This is a genomic window from Telluria sp. BA11 (assembly GCF_056680305.1).
This window is the reverse complement of the sequence record NZ_CM155275.1, coordinates 1,648,246-1,665,248: the sequence shown is the minus strand read 5'-3', so window position 1 is coordinate 1,665,248 and position 17,003 is coordinate 1,648,246. Positions and strand designations below refer to the sequence as shown.

General features: G+C 65.6%; 12 protein-coding genes. 8 read left to right on the top strand and 4 right to left on the bottom strand.

Translation table 11 applies throughout. The features are described 5' to 3' along the window. Positions 1-24: 24 nt before the first annotated feature. Positions 25-1,206, bottom strand: coding sequence for a DUF2325 domain-containing protein (locus tag AC1MGT_RS07230; RefSeq protein WP_499503616.1), 1,182 nt, complete (start codon positions 1,204-1,206; stop codon positions 25-27). A gap of 346 nt (positions 1,207-1,552) precedes the next feature. On the opposite strand from AC1MGT_RS07230, the gene AC1MGT_RS07225 reads away from it, so the two are divergent. Further along, positions 1,553-3,424, top strand: a complete 1,872-nt coding sequence (locus tag AC1MGT_RS07225) for a metallophosphoesterase family protein (RefSeq protein ID WP_499503615.1) — start codon at positions 1,553-1,555, stop codon at positions 3,422-3,424. On the opposite strand, the gene AC1MGT_RS07220 is transcribed toward AC1MGT_RS07225, so the two are convergent. After that, positions 3,421-4,317: a cupin-like domain-containing protein gene (locus AC1MGT_RS07220; RefSeq protein ID WP_499503614.1), complete on the bottom strand. Its 897-nt coding sequence runs from the start codon at positions 4,315-4,317 to the stop codon at positions 3,421-3,423. The two genes, AC1MGT_RS07225 and AC1MGT_RS07220, sit on opposite strands and share 4 nt — an antisense overlap. A gap of 380 nt (positions 4,318-4,697) precedes the next feature. Between AC1MGT_RS07220 and AC1MGT_RS07215 the strand changes: the two genes are divergently transcribed. The 7 genes from AC1MGT_RS07215 to AC1MGT_RS07185 all read left to right on the top strand — a co-directional run bounded on the left by AC1MGT_RS07215 (position 4,698) and on the right by AC1MGT_RS07185 (position 12,479). Then, positions 4,698-5,360: a hypothetical protein gene (locus AC1MGT_RS07215; RefSeq protein ID WP_499503613.1), complete on the top strand. Its 663-nt coding sequence runs from the start codon at positions 4,698-4,700 to the stop codon at positions 5,358-5,360. 258 nt (positions 5,361-5,618) lie between these two features. Next, the gene (locus AC1MGT_RS07210) at positions 5,619-7,625 is read left to right on the top strand and encodes an LTA synthase family protein (protein ID WP_499503612.1); all 2,007 of its coding nucleotides are present in this window, start codon (positions 5,619-5,621) and stop codon (positions 7,623-7,625) included. Positions 7,626-7,658: 33 nt separating this feature from the next. Further along, positions 7,659-8,348 carry a response regulator transcription factor gene (locus tag AC1MGT_RS07205; protein ID WP_332533133.1) on the top strand — a complete coding sequence of 230 codons (690 nt, stop codon included), beginning with the start codon at positions 7,659-7,661 and terminating at the stop codon, positions 8,346-8,348. Further along, the gene (locus AC1MGT_RS07200) at positions 8,335-9,576 is read left to right on the top strand and encodes a sensor histidine kinase (RefSeq protein ID WP_499503611.1); all 1,242 of its coding nucleotides are present in this window, start codon (positions 8,335-8,337) and stop codon (positions 9,574-9,576) included. The genes AC1MGT_RS07205 and AC1MGT_RS07200 overlap by 14 nt, the downstream gene beginning before the upstream one ends. Positions 9,577-9,662: 86 nt before the next feature. Further along, positions 9,663-11,303, top strand: coding sequence for a phosphoethanolamine transferase (locus AC1MGT_RS07195; protein WP_499503610.1), 1,641 nt, complete (start codon positions 9,663-9,665; stop codon positions 11,301-11,303). Next, complete coding sequence (locus AC1MGT_RS07190; RefSeq protein ID WP_499503609.1) at positions 11,281-12,012, top strand: phosphatase PAP2 family protein; 732 nt, start codon at positions 11,281-11,283, stop codon at positions 12,010-12,012. Before AC1MGT_RS07195 ends, AC1MGT_RS07190 begins: the two co-directional genes overlap by 23 nt. Next, the gene (locus AC1MGT_RS07185; protein WP_499503608.1) at positions 12,009-12,479 is read left to right on the top strand and encodes a hypothetical protein; all 471 of its coding nucleotides are present in this window, start codon (positions 12,009-12,011) and stop codon (positions 12,477-12,479) included. Before AC1MGT_RS07190 ends, AC1MGT_RS07185 begins: the two co-directional genes overlap by 4 nt. 11 nt (positions 12,480-12,490) lie before the next feature. Here AC1MGT_RS07185 and AC1MGT_RS07180 read toward each other — a convergent pair whose 3' ends face one another. Together AC1MGT_RS07180 and AC1MGT_RS07175 are read right to left on the bottom strand one after the other, a co-directional pair. Beyond that, positions 12,491-15,610, bottom strand: a complete 3,120-nt coding sequence (locus AC1MGT_RS07180; RefSeq protein ID WP_499503607.1) for an efflux RND transporter permease subunit — start codon at positions 15,608-15,610, stop codon at positions 12,491-12,493. Continuing rightward, positions 15,607-16,749, bottom strand: a complete 1,143-nt coding sequence (locus AC1MGT_RS07175; protein ID WP_499503606.1) for an efflux RND transporter periplasmic adaptor subunit — start codon at positions 16,747-16,749, stop codon at positions 15,607-15,609. Before AC1MGT_RS07175 ends, AC1MGT_RS07180 begins: the two co-directional genes overlap by 4 nt. Positions 16,750-17,003: the final 254 nt, after the last annotated feature.

The following is a 17,003-nucleotide window of genomic DNA, read 5'->3' as shown; positions in this document are numbered from 1 at the left end:
TGTTGGCCGCCTGACGCCAAACCGTCAACTCGCCTGGGTCTCTTCGGTCGCGGCTTCCTGCAACCCGCGTGCCAGGCTCGATACGCTCGGATTGTCGACGAACACGCAGCGCTTGCCATGGCGCTTGCAATGGTCCTTCACGCGCCAGTAGGCGCTGTGGCTGATGCAGCCGGTCTGGCAGATCACCAGGTCGGCCGCGGCCAGGCTGGCATCGAGCTGGCTGCTGCTGTCTTCCAGGCCGCCGTCGTGGTGCGCGAACTGGGCGCCGACGCGCTCGATCATCGTCCGGTAGATCGGCACGCTGCTGCTGCGCCCGCCCACGCACAGCACGGCGCGGTTGTGCAGCCGTACCGGCATCGCAACGGGCACGGCGACGGGTTCCGGCACGGGCGCTTCGTCGGCATCCGGCGCTGTGGCACGTGACGCCTTCAGCTCGGCCACCTGCGCGCGCAGGGCCTGCTCGCGCGCTTCCAGCTGTGCGATGCGTTCGGCCATGCGCTCGCGGGTGTCGAGGTCGGGGACACTGGCTTGCAGACGCGCCAGCTCGGCGCGCAGGGTGGCGACATCGCCGTCGCGGGCAATGGTGGCAGCGCGCGCCGTCATCAGGAGTTGCTCGTGACGCTCGGCGTCGAGCGCTTTTTCTTGTGCCAGCGCGTTGCAGCGCTCCTGCAGGCGGACGACCTCGCGTTCGAGCCGGGAATTGTCGGCAACGATTGCATTGAACTTGTTGATGTCGGCGCGGGCACAGGCGCCGGCCTGGTGCTGGACCATGTGGATATCGCGGCACATCTTCTCTTCGAGCGACACCGTGCAGCGGGGATGCGACAGCCCGGCCCAGAACGCGCCCGCCACGTCACCGGCAGCAACGGCCGCCGACCACAACGCCTCGACCTGCTCGGTGGTCTTGGCCGCGCGGAAACGCTGGACATGCTGGGCATAGCGACGTTCAAGCTCTTTCTGAACCGCATCGGCGACAGGCGTGCGCAATGCGCATTCACTGACGGTGCCGACGTGAATATCGTAATCATCATGCAGCACCTTCCCACCCGTGACCTTCTCGACCAGCTTGCGCAAGCCATTTAACGGCAACCCCACGCCCACCAGCGGACAATGCGACGCATGGGACAACTCCCAGACGCGCCGCCGGCGCGAGCTCTGGGCACCATCGTTGGCGCAGGTTACGGTCGAAGCATGTTTGTCGCACATGGCAGATCCTCGTGGCACGGAAAGGGCAGGAGGTCAGTGCCCTCCATCAAATGATAATGATTCTCATTTATTCTATCGCAGTCTGCGCCCCGCGCAAGCAAAATTTACAACGCGCTTACGATTTCCGACAACGCATCTGGCGTGCTCACCCATGCCCGCGCGCCTGAATGAGCAACTTTGCTTTCCGGATGGCTCTGTTACACTGAGCCGATCTTTTCCACAGCCCGCCGTCGTTCGCGTGATCCACATACATACTCCCAACGGCCTCCCATCTGTCCTCGCCGGTCCTCTGTTACGCCGCCTCGAACCTGGTCGTCTCGTCCTCTGGCTGGTGGGCAGCACGCCGTTGTCCCTGACCCTGGTGGTCGCGCCGCATGGCGGCGAGACGCAGCGACTGGTGGTGGATGAGGACTCGTGCCGCATCATTCCGATCGGGCGCGATGCGCACATTCACTTCATCGATGTCACGCTGCCCGAGCCACTGCCGCAGGACACGCTGATCGACTACGACCTGTTGCTGACGGATGTCGAAGGCGTCGAACAGGGCATCGCTGCCTGGGCGCCGCACCTGGTGCACGAAGGCGCCACGATGCCGAACATGGTGCTGCGCAGCCGCTCCGACAACATCCTGTATGGCTCGTGCCGCAAGCCGCATCACCCGTCGCGCGACGGTCTGGCGCGGGGGGATGATCTGATTGCCGAACACCTGGGGCAGGCCGGCGAGCGCCCGTCGATGCTGTTGCTGGCTGGCGACCAGGTGTATGCCGATGACGTGGCCGGCCCGATGCTGGGCGCCACCCACGCGCTGATCGAGCGCCTGGGCCTGTTCGGCGAATGCGTCGAAGGCGCCGTCGTCGCCGACAGCGACGAGTTGTACGCCCATCCCGACGGTTACTATGGCCGCCAGCAACTGCTGCCGGCAGTTAAATCGAGCGAGGCGCTGCGCGAGAAGTTCTTCGGCGGCGTCGAAAAGCCGATCTTCACGACGGCCAATGCCGACAACCACCTGATGACGCTGGGCGAAGTGCTGGCGATGTACCTGCTGGTCTGGTCGCCGGTGCCGTGGCAGGTGATTGGCGAAATCGCGATGCCCCAGCTCGACCCCAAGCACCAGGAGCGCTGGCACGAGGAAGCCGGCATCCTGCACGGCTTCTGTGACGAGTTGCCGCGCGCCGCGCGCCTGATGGCGCACGTGCAGACCTTGATGATCTTCGACGACCACGACGTCACCGATGACTGGAACCTGTCGTACAAGTGGGAAAAGACCGCCTACGGCCACCCCTTCTCGCGCCGCATCATGGGCAATGCGCTGGTGGCCTACATGCTGTGCCAGGGCTGGGGCAACCGGCCCGACGTCTTTGGCGAGGTGCTCGACGACATGGCGGCGATGGCCGCCAGGCCGGATTCCAGGAATCGCCTGGAACCCGAACCGCACGGCGCGCTGATCGAGCGGCTGCTGACGTTCCGCCAGTGGGATTACATGCTGCGCACGCAGCCGGCCGTGATCGTGCTCGATACCCGCACGCGGCGCTGGCGCAACCAGCGCCGTCCGAGCCATCCGTCCGGTCTGATGGACTGGGAATCGCTGACCGAATTCCAGCATGAGCTGATCGATGAAACGGCGGCGGTGATCGTGTCGGCGGCGCCGATGTTCGGTGTGAAGCTGATCGAGGTGGTGCAGAAGATTGCGACGCTGATGGGCCAGGCCCTGACCGTCGACGCCGAAAACTGGATGGCGCACCGCGGCGCAGCCCGCAGCCTGCTGAATATCTTCCGCCACTCGCGCACACCGGGCAACTACGTGATCCTCTCGGGCGACGTGCATTATTCGTTCGCCTATGACGTCGAAGTGCGCGACGATACCCGGCCGCCGCATATCTGGCAGATCACCAGCAGCGGCTTCAAGAACGAATTCCCCGAAGACCTGCTTAACTGGCTCGACCGCCTCAACCGCTGGCTGTATTCGCCGCGCTCGCCGCTGAACTGGTTCACCAAGCGGCGCGCGATGTCGATCACGCCGCACCTGCCCGACCAGCGCAAGCACGGCGAGCGCCTGTGGAACGGCTCCGGCATCGGCCAGGTGTGGCTGGATGCGAAGGGCCGGCCCGAGCGCATCGTGCAGCACAATGCCGATGGCCGGCCTTCCACGCAGTTTTTGAAGCTTGGTGAGGAAAAGGCGGTCGAGCGCGCAGTCGAACGGCCGAAGAAGGCCGCCTAGCCCGGCTGCCGGCCTACCAGCGCCAGCGGCAACCCGCGCGCCCAGCGGTTCGACGACAGCGAAAACTCCAGCGCCCGCACCTGGTGGTACCAGCCGGCCGGCACATACAGCATGTCGCCCGGGCGGACGATCACTTCCACCAGCGCCGCCTGGCGCGCCAGCGGAAAGCGCGCGTCGTCCAGCGCTTCCGGATCGACGGGTGAGCCGAACAGGAGCGGATTGGCTTCCCGCGTATACAAGAACGCGTCATGGTGGGGCGGGGCCAGGAAGATGCGCTTCACGCCGCGGATCTGGGCGAAGATATTGTCATCGTAGTCGCAGTGCAGCGGCGTGATCGTGCGCGCCGGACCGATCCAGAAGCGGGGCGGCCCCATCTTGTCAAAATACGCCGGCCAGTGGCACAGCCGGTTCAGTTCGCGCAGCGCCAGGTTGCCCACGTACGGCGGCAACCCCGATTCGACCGGCGTGGACAGATCGAGATAGTCGCGCAGCAGCATGTCCTGCATGGCCCGGTCCGGCGCGAAGGCGGTATGCACGTAGTCGCCCACGCGCGCGCGCACGGGCAGGTGGCCGTACTGCGCGCGCAGGGTGGCGATGTCGAGCTGCACGATCGGCCAGCGCCCGACCACGTCCGTGACCAGGAACGGCATCCCGGCCAGCGCATGCGCGCGAAACGCGGCTGCATCGAGGCGCGCGAGGCGTGGCACGTGGGTGAACGGGGGCAGCGCCCGCGCCGCGGCTTTGATGGCCTCGCGCATGGCGGGGATCGAGTCGACGCCGCGCACCTGTGCATCGCGCTGCGCGCGCGCTGCCGCGTCCTGTTCCGCCTGCGCCACGTCCGTACGCCGCAGCGGCGGCAGGCGCGCAGCGCCCGGGTCCTTCTCTACTGCCATGTCAGGCGTTCCTGTCTGTAATGAGGGGGCGTATGGTACCGCCAGCTGCCATAAAGTGCGCCTAAATCACCCAAAATGACCGCTTTATGAACCGATGTGACGGTTCTGTTAGTCAGCGCACGGTCTGCGCAGGGTGCCCATTGTATTTTTTGTATCGCGACGCAGTGAATCCGATACTGCGACTCGGAAAGTTGCCGCAAGGTGGCCAACCGGGATGGGACGCAAAGAAAATGTACAGAGACGCCGAGTCAAATCGATGTTGATGTAGCGCAGTCAAAGATCGTTCCCGCTTGTTGTATCGGACTTATTCAATCAAAGATGTGGTGCTAGTCGAATTTCGTTCTACTCCGCGTTGATCACTATTTTATGAGGGTTACATCATGGATAATCAAAAGTCTACCGAGGGTAAAGGCATCAACGCAACCAACGCTTCGAACCCAGGTTCGGGCAACCAGCAAAACGCGTCGTCGAGCACCAGCACCGGCACCGGTTCGCTGGGCACGAGCACCGTGACCGGCAACAGCGGTCTGGGCAACAGCGGCAGCAGCGCCAGCACCGGCGCCGGCAACACGTCGGGTTCGACCACCGGTTCGTCGTCGACCCCATCGACCTCGTCGACGTCGTCGACCGCATCGTCGATCAGCGACACCGCAGCGAACGCCGCTGGTGGCATCAAGGCAGCAATGTCGTCGATCACGCCTGAGAAAGCACACGGCGCCATCGACAAGGCAGCGCAAGCCGCTCAGCCAGTCGTCGACAACATCGCTTCGAAGGCACACGCCGGCGTCGAAAAGGTCACTGGCCTGATCAGCACCGCGCAAGAAAAATTCGGCGACCGTTCGACCCAGATCACCGAGAAGTACTCGGACCTGTCGGCTCAGGGCAAGGAATACGTCAAGAACAACCCAGGCAGCGCACTGCTGGCTGCAGTGGGCGTCGGCTTCATCCTGGCCAAGCTGCTGGGTGGCTCGAGCGACCGTAGCGACTATCGTGACGATTATCGCAACGACTACCGCAAAGACTACAACTCGTACCGCGATTAATTCTACGCGCAACGAATCCACGGCTTGATACCGTGGATTGATTCCGGCGCATCATCGATGTGCCGATCCAAAGCCTGACCAGCATCTGCTGGCCGGGCTTTTTTCATTCTGATCTTAACGCTTTCTTAACGTCTGATTAACGTGACGATGACGGTGGGCAATCTAGCATCCATAGCGCATCAGAAGGCGCGTTGGATCCAGGTCCGCGTGATCGATTCATCGCCGGGCAGCGCATGGCCCGGCATATCCGACGGATTCATGAAGACTGACGAGCTTTACCTGCACCGGGTGGCCACCGCCCCGACACGCCCTGCATCTTCCTGGCTGGCACGCAGTACACGCATCGCCGGCCCCTTCGCACCGCTGGTGCAGATGCTGCTCATCGGCCTCGTGCTGCTCTCGGGCTTTCGCCTGGCGATGCTGGCCTGGCAATGGGAGCGCGTGCGTGCCACCGGCGTCGTGCTGGACATCATCGTGCAGGGCGTGCGCGCCGACCTGATTCTGCTTGGCTACTGCCTGGCCATTCCATTGCTGGCCGCGCCGTTGCTGGCGCATCGCCGTACGGCCCGCCTGTGGCAACGCTTCACGCTGGGCTGGACGATGCTGGCCTTGATCTTCATCCTGTTCATGGAAGTCGCGTCGCCGCAATTCATCATGCAGTACGACGTGCGTCCCAACCGCCTGTTCATCGAATACCTGAACAATCCCCGGGAAGTCTTTTCCACGCTGTGGCACGGTTTCCGCACGGCGGTATTGCTGGGCTGCGCAGTCACCGTGCTCGTGGGTGTCGCGCTGGTGCGCCTGCTGAAAGGTGCATCTGCCAGCACGCCGATATGGCCGGGCCGCAGGCTGCTGCTGGTGTGGCCGGTCCTGTGCCTGCTCGTGTTCATGCAGATCCGCTCGACCACCGGCCACCGGCCTGCCAATCCGGCCATGTTCGCGCTGACGGGCGATGCGATGGTCAATTCGCTCGTCATCAATTCGGCATGGTCGGTGCTCGACGCGATGCGCTCGATGGACAACGAAGCCAAGTCGTCCGATATCTACGGCGACTTCCCGCGCGCCAAGGTGTTTGCCGAAGTGAAGGCGGCGCCATGGCTGCGTGATTATCAGTTCGGTAACTCAGAGCAGCCGACGCGGCACTACCAGAGCGCGGCCGTCACGCGCGCCAAGCCGCTGAATCTTGTCATCGTGCTGCAGGAAAGCCTGGGCGCGACGTTCGTCGAGTCGCTGGGCGGCCTGGCCGTCACGCCGGAGCTCGAAAAGCTCAAGGGCGAGGGCTGGTGGTTCGAGCAGTTGTACGCCACCGGCACCCGCTCGGTGCGCGGCATTGAGGCGGTGGTTGCCGGCTACGCGCCCACGCCCGCGCGCAGCACGGTCAAGCTGTCGCTGTCGCAGCAGAATTTCTACACGCTGGCCGCCGGCCTGGGCGACCAGGGCTATCACACCGAATTCGTCTACGGCGGCGAAGCGCACTTCGACAATATGCGCAGCTTCTTCACCGGCAACGGCTTCCAGAAGATCGTCGACATCGGCGACATGAAACCGGCGTTCGTCGCCAGCTGGGGCGCATCGGATGAAGACCTGTTCGACAAGTCGCTTGAGCGCCTGAACACCCTGCACGCCGCGAACAAGCCGTTCTTCAGCCTGATCTTCACGTCGTCAAACCACGAGCCGTTCGAATTCCCGGACGGTAAGATTGGGCTGCATGACCCCGACAAGCAGACCGTCAACAACGCCGTCAAGTATGCCGACTACGCGCTGGGCAAGTTCATCCGCGCAGCCAAACAGCAGGCCTACTGGAAAGACACGGTGTTTTTGATCGTAGCCGACCACGACAACCGCGTGTACGGCGACAGCCTCGTGCCAATCAAGAAATTCCACATCCCGGGCCTGATCCTGGGCGCGGACATCGAACCCAAGCGCATTGCAACCATCGCCAGCCAGATCGACCTGGCGCCGACGCTGCTGTCGCTGCTGGGCGTGTCGAGCACGCATCCGATGATCGGGCGCGACTTCGCGCAAGACAGCACGACGCCGGGCCGCGCGCTGATCCAGTTCAACGATTATTTTGCCTACCTCGAAGGGGCCTCGGCCACCGTGCTGCGGCCCGGGCAATCGCCGCTGGCGGGCCGGTACGACGCCGCCAGCGGGCATTTCAGCCCGGGCAGCGGCAGCCCGATCCAGGCGCAGGTCGACAAGGCGATGGCGCACGTGATCCTGCCGTCGATCCTGTACCGCGAGCAGCGCTATCGCCCGCGCTGAAAACGGCCACCGATTCGCCTTACAATGACCGGCATGCGCATCCTCATCGTTGAAGACAACCCCGACATCCTGGCCAACCTTTACGGGTTCCTTGAACCGAAGGGCTACGCCGTCGATTCGGCGCGCAACGGCTACGGCGGCCTGGCGCTGGCGTCCGAAAACAACTACGACGTCATCGTCCTTGACGTCATGCTGCCCGGCCTGAGCGGCCTGGAGCTGTGCCAGAAGCTGCGCACCGAGCTGTCCAGTGCGACGCCGGTGCTGATGCTGACGGCGCGCGACAGCCTGCAGGACAAGGTGCTGGGCTTCGACAGCGGCGCGGACGACTACCTGGTCAAGCCTTTTTCGCTGGTCGAACTCGACGTGCGCCTGAAAGCCCTGGCGCGCCGTGCCGGCGGGCAGCATGCGTTCAGCCGCGTCCTGCGCTTTGGCCCCCTCGTGTTCGATCCCGACCAGCAGCAGGCTTCGCGTGACGGCGTCAGGATCGTGCTGACCAAGACCGGGTATGTCCTGCTGCGCTGCCTGATGGCGGCGGCCCCGCGCATCGTGCCGCGCGAGGCGCTCGAGCAGGCGGTCTGGGGCGAAGACCGCCCCGAGAGTGACGCGCTGCGCACGCACATCCACGCGCTGCGCCAGGCGGTCGACAAGCCGTTTGCCTCGCCCCTGGTCCATACCATTGCCGGTGTCGGCTACAAACTGGCGATGCCCGATGCGCCCGGCTAGTTCGCTGAGCCGGCCGATCGTCGGCGCCTTCATCCTGTTCGGCGTGGTCCTGTCGCTGTTCTTCGCGGTGCTGGCCGCGCTGGTGGTCGAGGGCATCGAAGTGCATCTGGTCGACGAGCGCCTGGCCGAAGTCGAAAAGTGGGCGCGTCCCAGGGCCGCTGCCGGGCTGCCGGCCGACCTGCCGGCCGGCCTGCGCTTCCACCGGGGCGACGACATCCCGCTCTCGCTGCGCGCGCTGCCGGCCGGCGTGTCCGAGGCCGACGTCGATGGCATCGGCCTGCACGTGCTGTCCGGCGCCGATGAACGGGGGCCATATGTCGTGGTCGACCATGAAAGCGATTACGAGCAGATCGAGATCCTGGTGTACTCGATGTTCGCAGCCTTTTTTGCCGGCTTCGTCACGCTGGCGCTGTTTCTCGGTCGCTTTGTCGGCAGGCGCATCGTCACGCCGCTGCGCGAACTGGCCGACGCCGTGGGGCAGGGCGCGTTTGCCTTGCCACATACCCAACGGGCCGACGAATTGGGAACGCTGGCGCGCGCGCTGGCTGCGCACACGCGTGAGTTGCGCGAATACCTCGATCGTGAACGCCTGTTTACGGGCGACGTCAGCCACGAGCTGCGCACGCCGCTGACCGTCATCATGGGCGCGGCCGAAATCCTCGTCGAAAACGGCAGGAGCCCGGCGGTACAGGCGCCAGCGCAGCGCATTTACCGGGCGGCGCAGGAAGCGACGGAGTGCGTGACGGTGCTGCTGGTGCTGGCGCGCGCACCCCAGCTCGCTCTGTTTTCTCCCGTCTCGGTCAACGAGATCGCGTGCCGCGAAACCGAGCGCTACCAGGCCATGGTGGCGGACAAACCCGTTACGCTGCGCTGTGTCGGCGATGCGGCGTTTCGCATTTGCGCGCCCGCCGAACTGTGCGTGTCGGCCATCGCCAACCTGATTCGCAACGCCTGCCAGTACACCGAGCAGGGCGAAGTGACGGTCGTCATCGAACAGGGGCGCATCACGGTCGAAGACACGGGGCGCGGCTTGCCCGAGGCGGTACGGCAGACGCTGGGCGAAGGCGCACGCCCGATCCCGTCGAGCGGATCGGCCGGCACCGGGTTGGGGCTGTCGCTGGTCAAGCGCATCTGCGAATACCTGGGCGCGTCGCTCGTCTACGAAAACCGCCCGAGCGGCGGCAGCCGCTTCACGATCGTTTTTCCTGCGTCGTTCACGCCATCCTAACGCCGTGTTGACGGTGGCTTGCCATCACCCTTTCTATCCTTGAGGCATTGCAGCGACGTCGGCTGCGCTGTGGACAAGGGCGTGAGATGGACAAGCTGTTTGCAAGACGGATCGATGCATCGCTGCTGGTACTTGGCGTGGCGCTATTGCTGGCAAGCCTCGGCAATGTCACGTTCTGGAAGGTGCTGGTTCATGCAACCGGTGGCATATCGCTGGCCAGCCTGCCCCTGCTTGCCGGCACGTTCCTCATCGTCGTCCTGTTCTTCAACGCCTGCCTGACACTGGCCAGCTTTCGCTACCTCGCCAAGCCGGTGCTGATCGCTCTCGTGCTGGCGGCATCCGCGGCAGGCTACTTCATTGCGACCTACGGGATCGTCATCGACAAGGCGATGATCCAGAACGTGTTCGAGACCGACACCCGCGAAGCCACCGAATTGATCAGCTGGCAGATGGCCGCCAGGATCGGGTTGCTGGGCGTGCTGCCATCGCTGTGGATCGCGCGCGCGAATATCCAGTTTCCCAGCGGCGTGAAAGGGCTGCTCAAGCGCAGCAGCAATGCCGGCGGCTCGCTGCTGCTGGCGTTCGTGCTGCTGGCGCTGCTGTTCAAGAGCCTGGCGCCGACGCTGCATGAGCACCGTGAACTGCGCTTCCTGCTCACGCCCACCAATTTCATCCAGGCCGTGCATGGGTATCTGCGCAGCCGCTGGGCGGCCGAGATCGTGGTCGCCCCGCTGGGCCGCGATGCCGTGAAAGGCGCCGCCTGGGCGGGCCATCACCGCAAGACGCTGACGGTGATCGTCGTCGGCGAGACGGCGCGGGCAGCGAATTTTTCGCTCGATGGCTATGCCCGCGACACCAATCCGCTGCTGGCGCGGCAAGCTGGCTTGATCAATTTTTCGCGTGTCAGCTCGTGTGGTACCGCAACCGCGGTGTCGGTGCCGTGCGTGTTTTCGGCCTTCGGGCGCAACGATTACAGCCAGTCGAAGGCGTCGAGCCAGGAAGGCTTGCTGGACGTGCTGGCGCATGCGGGTTTCGCCGTGCTGTGGCGCGATAACAATTCGGGCTGCAAGGGCGTGTGCAACCGCGTGCAGTACGAAGACCTGTCCCGGCCCGACGGCAAGAATGTGCACTGCAGCGGCGACGAGTGCTATGACGAGCGCCTGCTCGATGGCTTGCCCGGCTTGCTCGCCAACAGCAGCAAGGATCTGGTCGTGGTGCTGCACCAGAAGGGCAGCCATGGTCCGGCGTATGCCAGCCGCTATCCGCAAGGGTTCGGCCGCTTTGGCCCGGTCTGCGCGAGCAATGACTTCGACACCTGCTCGCGCGACTCGATCCGGGCCGCCTACGACAACACGATCCTGTACACCGATTACTTCCTGAGCAAGACCATCGACGGCTTGCGCGCGATCGCCGCCGCGCAGGACGCCGATACGGCCATGCTGTACTTCTCGGACCATGGCGAGTCGCTCGGCGAAAGCAACGTGTATCTGCACGGCGCGCCGTACATGTTCGCGCCACGCGAACAGACCGAGGTACCGATGATGCTGTGGATGTCCGACAGCTTCAGCGACCGGTTCCGCATCGACCGGCGCTGCCTGGCGGCGCGGCGCAACGAACCGCTATCGCATGACAATGTGTTTCACTCGGTGCTCGGCATGCTCGACGTGAACACGGCCGTGCTCAACCCGCGCCTGGACCTGTTCCATGCGTGCGTGCGGGGTGCGTGAGGTGCGGGCCGATGCCACGCTGCTGTCGGCGCACGCCCTGAGACGCCTGACCGCGCTGCTGGCGGCGGCCGCGTTGGCCATCCTGTGGCTGGGCCGCTATACGGATCTCGACCTGATGCTGGCCGATGCCGTGTTCGACGCACAGCGCCGCGTCTTTCCCTGGCGTGATGCGTGGCTGACCGTCACGTTCAACCACGTCATCATCAAGCAGTTCATGATCGTGTTTGCGGTGGGCGTCATCGGCTATGCGCTGGTCGATGCCTGCCGGCCCCGCGCCGCGCTGGGTGCGCTTGGCCGCGTGCAGCTGCGCATCGTCGCGCTGTCCGCCATCCTGGTGCCGGCCGTGACCAGTACCTTGAAACAGCTCAGCGCATCGCACTGTCCATGGGACCTGCTGCGCTATGGCGGCGAGCAGCCGTACGTGCGCCTGTTCGGCACGCTCCCTACGGGCATGGCGCCGGGTCAGTGCCTGCCTGCCGGCCATGCGTCGAGCGCGTTGTGGCTGGTGGGGCTGGCCGTCTGCTGGTTGCCGGCGCGGCCAGCGCGGGCGCGCGCCGCCGCATTGCTGGCCATCGGCGCCGGCGCCACGGTCGGCTATCTGCAGCAGCTGCGCGGCGCGCATTTCATGACGCATACGCTGTGGTCGATCTGGATCGCATGCACGATCGTCGTGGCGCTGATCGCCACCTTGCAGGGCAGGCCATCATGAGCATGCTTCGCACCGTCGTCGATCCTGCCCGGATTGCCTTGTCACGCGGCGACCATGTCCGTCTGCAGGGCGTGGTGAACCGGCTGGCAAGGGCGTATCCGCCAGACTGGCTCGAGCGGTGCGGCGCGCTGTTATATGGCGCGACCATCGTGGCCAGTCTGGGACTGACTGGCCTGGTCGGCGCGCTCTGGTCGCCCTGGTGGACCTACCTGATTCCCGTCGTCTGCCCGTTGCTGCTGGTGGGCGTGCTGCCGGTCTGGCTGTTCGGCCGCGAACCGGGCCGCCCGCGCTGGGCGCATCCGCTGGCCATCGTCAGCGCCGACGATGCGGCGCTGATCGGACGGATCGTCGCTGCGATGGATGAACCCAGCAGGGCCGGGCTGTTGCAGTACTGCCCGGCGAACGATGGCGCGAAGTTCTTCGCGCTCTGGCAGCTGCTGCAAGCTGCCGGCGAAGAACCTCGTTAAAGGGCGCGCGCTCAGGCCGGGGTGTTGTCCACCTCGACGGCCCGCGCCGGCTGGCGCCGCATCTTGCGTCCGGTGCGCTTGAGCCAGTTTTCGAAGTCGTCGACATACGTGAACACGGCCGGCACCACCAGCAGGCTCAGTAACGTCGACGTGATCAGGCCACCGATCACGGCCACCGCCATCGGCGAGCGGAAGCTCGGATCACCCGAGAACCCGAGCGCCAGCGGCAGCATGCCGGCGCCCATCGCGATGGTGGTCATCACGATCGGCCGGCTGCGCTTGTGGCAGGCGTCGACCAGCGCGTCGAAGCGGTTCATGCCCGCCTGGCGCGCCAGAATCGCGTAATCGACCAGCAGGATCGAGTTCTTGGTCACGATCCCCATCAGCATGATCAGGCCGATCATCGTCGGCATCGACAGCGCATTGCTCGTGACCAGCAACGCCACGAAGGCGCCGCCGATCGACAGCGGCAGCGCGGCCAGGATCGTCACCGGCTGCATGAAGTCCGAGAACAGCAGCACCAGCACGCCGTAGATGCACAGCACGCCGATCAGCATCGCCAGGCCGAAGCTGGCAAACAGCGCCTGCATTTCCTGGGCGTCGCCCAGCTCCGCGATCGTCACTGACGACGGCAGCGACTGGAACACGGGCAGCGCGCGCGCTTCGGTATTGACCTCGCCGAGCGAGCGGCCCGACAGCTCGACGTCGAGCGTGACGTTGCGGGTGCGGTTCAGGCGGTTGATCTGCGCCGGGCCGCTTTCCATCGTGATGTCGGCCACGGTCGAGAGCAGCACCGGCCCGTTCTTGCCAGGCACCGTCAGGCGCCCGATCGCGTCCAGGTCGGCCCGCACGGCGTCCGGCAGTTTCACGCGGATCGGCACCTGGCGCTCGTCCAGGTTCATCTTGGCCAGCGACTGCTCGTAGTCGCCGGCGGTGGCCACGCGCACCGTCTCGCCAATGGCCGCCGCCGTCACACCCTGGTCGGCCGCGCGCGCAAAGTCGGGGCGCACGATGATTTCAGGGCGCACCAGCGAGGCGCTCGAACTGACGTTGCCGATGCCGGGCAGGCCGCGCAATTCACGCTCGGCCTGGCGCGCCGCGGTGCTCAGCGCATTGGCGTCTTCGCTGCGCAGCACCAGCTGCATCTTGGTGCCGGCATCCGGAATGCCGACCGTGAAGCGCGCGCCGGGAATGGCGGCCACGCGTTCGCGGATCGTGTTTTCAATCACGCCCAGCTTCACGTCGCGATCGCTCCGGTCCACCGTTTTCACGGTCAGGACCGCGCGCCGCGCTTCGGCAGCGGCGCCGGGCGAGAACGCGTCGCCGCTCGAGCCGCCACCGATCGAACTGAAGACGCTCGTCACGCCTTCTACCTTCATCAGTTCCAGGCGCACCTGTTCGGCCACGGCGCGGGTCTGGGCCAGCGTGGCGCCCGGCGCCAGTTCGACATTGACCTGCGTCTGCGAGCGGTCGGCCGGTGGCATGAAGCCGGTCGGCAGCAGCGGCACCAGCGCCAGCGAGCCCGCGAAGAACACGGCCGCGCCCAGCATCGTCAGGCCACGGCGGCGCAGGCACCATTGCATGACAGCCAGGTAGCGCCGCATGATGGCGCCGTCCTGCGGCTCGTGACCGGCCACGCCGGCGTTCTTCGGCGCCTTGAGCAGGTACGCGCACATCATCGGCGTGAGCAGGCGCGCCACCAGCAGCGAGGCCAGGATCGCCAGCACGGCGGTCCAGCCGAACTGCTTGAAGAATTTGCCGGGGATGCCGCCCATGAAGGCGGTCGGCAGAAACACGGCCACGAGGGCGAACGTGGTGGCAATCACCGCCATCCCGATTTCGTCGGCCGCTTCGAGCGAGGCCTGCATTGGCGACTTGCCCATGTGGAGGTGGCGCGAGATGTTTTCGATCTCGACGATCGCATCGTCGACCAGCACCCCGATCACGAGGGCCAGCGACAGTAGCGTGACCATATTGAGCGTGTAGCCGAACAGGTACTGGCCCAGGAAGGCGGGAATCACGGACAGCGGCAGGGCGGCCGCGGCGATCAGCGTTGCGCGCCAGTCGCGCAGGAACCACCACACGACCAGCACCGCCAGCAGCGCGCCTTCGTACAGCATGTGCATCGAGGCGTCGAAGTTCTCGTCGACCGACACCGAGTTGTCGATCACTTCATTGACGATCAGCTTCGGGTTTTCTTTCTTGAGCTGCTCCATCGCGGCGCGGGCGCCCGTGGCGACATCGATCTCGCCGGCCCCGCGCGTGCGGAACACTTCAAAGGCGACCACGCGGCGGCCATCCTGCTCGGCCAGCGCGCGTGGTTCTTCCACGGTATCGAGCACGCGCGCGACCTGGTCCAGGCGCACGTGGCGCCCGTCCGGCAGCGGGATCTCCATCGCGGCCAGCGCCTGCGCGGTGCCAACGGTGGCCAGCGTGCGCACCGATTGCTCGACGCCGCTGACATCGCCCCGGCCGCCCGGCGCTTCGCGCTGCACATTGCGCAGCTGGCGCGAGATGTCGAGCGCCGAGACGCGCAGCGCCGCCATCTTCTGGTCATCGAGCTCCACGCGCATCTCGCGCGTGACGCCGCCCACGCGCCGGATTTCACCGAGGCCCGGCACGCCCAGCATGCGCTTGGCGACGTCGTTGTCGACGAACCAGCTCAGGTCCTGGTCGTCCAGGCCCGAGCCTTCGGCTGCGGCGATCGTGAAGGTCGAGACGACGCGCCCGGCGGTGGCGGCCTTGGTCACGGTCGGTTCGCGCAGCTCGGCCGGCATGTCGGCGCGCACGCGCGAGACCGCGTCGCGCACGTCGTTGACGGCTTCGGCCGAATCGCGCTCGAGGATGAATTCGACCGTGACGGTGGCCACGCCATCGAGCACGCGCGTGTAGATGTTCTTGATGCCCTGCAGCGTGGCGACCGAGTCCTCGATCTTGCGCGCGACTTCGGTCTCCAGCTGCGCCGGGGCGGCGCCGTCCAGGACGGCGGTGACGGTGACAATCGGCAGCTCGATGTCCGGGAAGTCCTGCACCTTGCTGGCATTGAAGGCCATCAGCCCTGCCACGGTGAGCAGGACGAACAGCATGATCGCCGGGATCGGATTGCGGATCGACAGGGCGGAGAAATTCATCGCGCAGCCTTTGCGGGGGCTGCAGCTGGCGTCGCAATATTGCGCACCAGGTCGCCGTCATTCAGGAACCCGGCGCCGGTGACAACAATCGGCGCGTCGGCCGCCAGGCCGCCGACGATCTCGACCCGGTCGCCCAGGCGGCGACCCGTGGTGACCTTCAGCTGGCTCACGCGGCTGTCGGCATTCAGGCGGTACACATAGCTGAAGCCGTCGCGCACGGCAATCGACTGCTGCGGTACGGTCAGCGCATTCGACGTGCCCAGTTCGAACCGGCCGCTGGCAAACATGCCGGCCTTGAGCGGCATGTCGCCCGACAGTGCTGGCGGCAGGTCGACATAGACCAGCGCAAGCCGGGTCTGCGGATCGACCGACGGCGCCACGACGCGCACCTTGCCCGTGACTTCGAGGCCGCTGGCGCCGCGCACGATGGCGCGCGTGCCTGCCTTGATGCGGCCCAGGTCCTGCGCCGTCACTTCAGCGCGCCATTCGAGGCGGCCCTGGCGGATCATGCGAAACAGTTCGGTGCCCACGCCGACGACGGCGCCAACGGTGGCGCTGCGCGCCGAGATCACACCGCTGTCGGGCGCCGTCACCTGCGTGTACTTCAGGCGCAACTGCTGCTGCGTGAGCGTGGCCTGGGCCGACTGGACGCGCGCGGCGCCGGTCTGCTCGCCCGTCACGTATTGCGTGACCTGCTGGGCGCTCAGGGCCCCGGAGCTTTCCAGTGCCCGCGCGCGGTCGGCGTTTGCCTTGGATTCCAGCGCATTGGCCTTCGCTTCGAGCAGCGCGGCGCGTGCGCCCTCGATATCGGCGCGTACGGTTTCATCCGCGAACACGGCCAGTACCTGGCGCTTCTTGACCACGTCGCCGACATTGACGCGCACTTCGTTCAAACGCAGCCCGTTCGATTCGCTGCCGATGACGGCATCCTGCCAGGCGGCGATGCTGCCGTTGGCGGTCAGGCTGATCGGCAGGCTGGTGGTGGCGGGGCGGGTGGTGGTGACGCTCAGGGCAGGGCGTGGCGCGGCCTTTTCTTCCTTGGCGTCGGCGCGGTTGATCGTTGTCAGCGCAATGACGGCGCACAGCGACGCAGCCCCGAGGGCGGTGGCAAGGGCACGTGGATGTCGAATGGTTTTCATGGTGTCTGGGTGATCGCGGCCTGGTCCAGCAATCCGGTGATCCGGCGCTCCGGCAAGCAACTGAGTGTAGCAAATGTGACGCCCCCCGCAGGGCTGCACGGTTGTCGTTACAAATAGTGCAGTGCGGAAAAATGGGCGGTTTGGCAGGGCGTTCTGCAAATTTACAACAGTAGATCTACCGTATTGCACTGCACAATAAAAAAGACTATATTGGAACTGTCTCCTCCAGTTTTCTCCGAAAATTGGATTTGCCG

Coding starts and splice junctions, on each gene's coding strand:
- AC1MGT_RS07230 (WP_499503616.1), bottom strand. CDS start 1,206: ATGTGCGACAAACATGCTTCGACCGTAACCTGCGCCAACGATGGTGCC.
- AC1MGT_RS07220 (WP_499503614.1), bottom strand. CDS start 4,317: ATGGCAGTAGAGAAGGACCCGGGCGCTGCGCGCCTGCCGCCGCTGCGG.
- AC1MGT_RS07215 (WP_499503613.1), top strand. CDS start 4,698: ATGGATAATCAAAAGTCTACCGAGGGTAAAGGCATCAACGCAACCAAC.
- AC1MGT_RS07210 (WP_499503612.1), top strand. CDS start 5,619: ATGAAGACTGACGAGCTTTACCTGCACCGGGTGGCCACCGCCCCGACA.
- AC1MGT_RS07205 (WP_332533133.1), top strand. CDS start 7,659: ATGCGCATCCTCATCGTTGAAGACAACCCCGACATCCTGGCCAACCTT.
- AC1MGT_RS07200 (WP_499503611.1), top strand. CDS start 8,335: ATGCGCCCGGCTAGTTCGCTGAGCCGGCCGATCGTCGGCGCCTTCATC.
- AC1MGT_RS07195 (WP_499503610.1), top strand. CDS start 9,663: ATGGACAAGCTGTTTGCAAGACGGATCGATGCATCGCTGCTGGTACTT.
- AC1MGT_RS07190 (WP_499503609.1), top strand. CDS start 11,281: ATGCGTGCGTGCGGGGTGCGTGAGGTGCGGGCCGATGCCACGCTGCTG.
- AC1MGT_RS07185 (WP_499503608.1), top strand. CDS start 12,009: ATGAGCATGCTTCGCACCGTCGTCGATCCTGCCCGGATTGCCTTGTCA.
- AC1MGT_RS07180 (WP_499503607.1), bottom strand. CDS start 15,610: ATGAATTTCTCCGCCCTGTCGATCCGCAATCCGATCCCGGCGATCATG.
- AC1MGT_RS07175 (WP_499503606.1), bottom strand. CDS start 16,749: ATGAAAACCATTCGACATCCACGTGCCCTTGCCACCGCCCTCGGGGCT.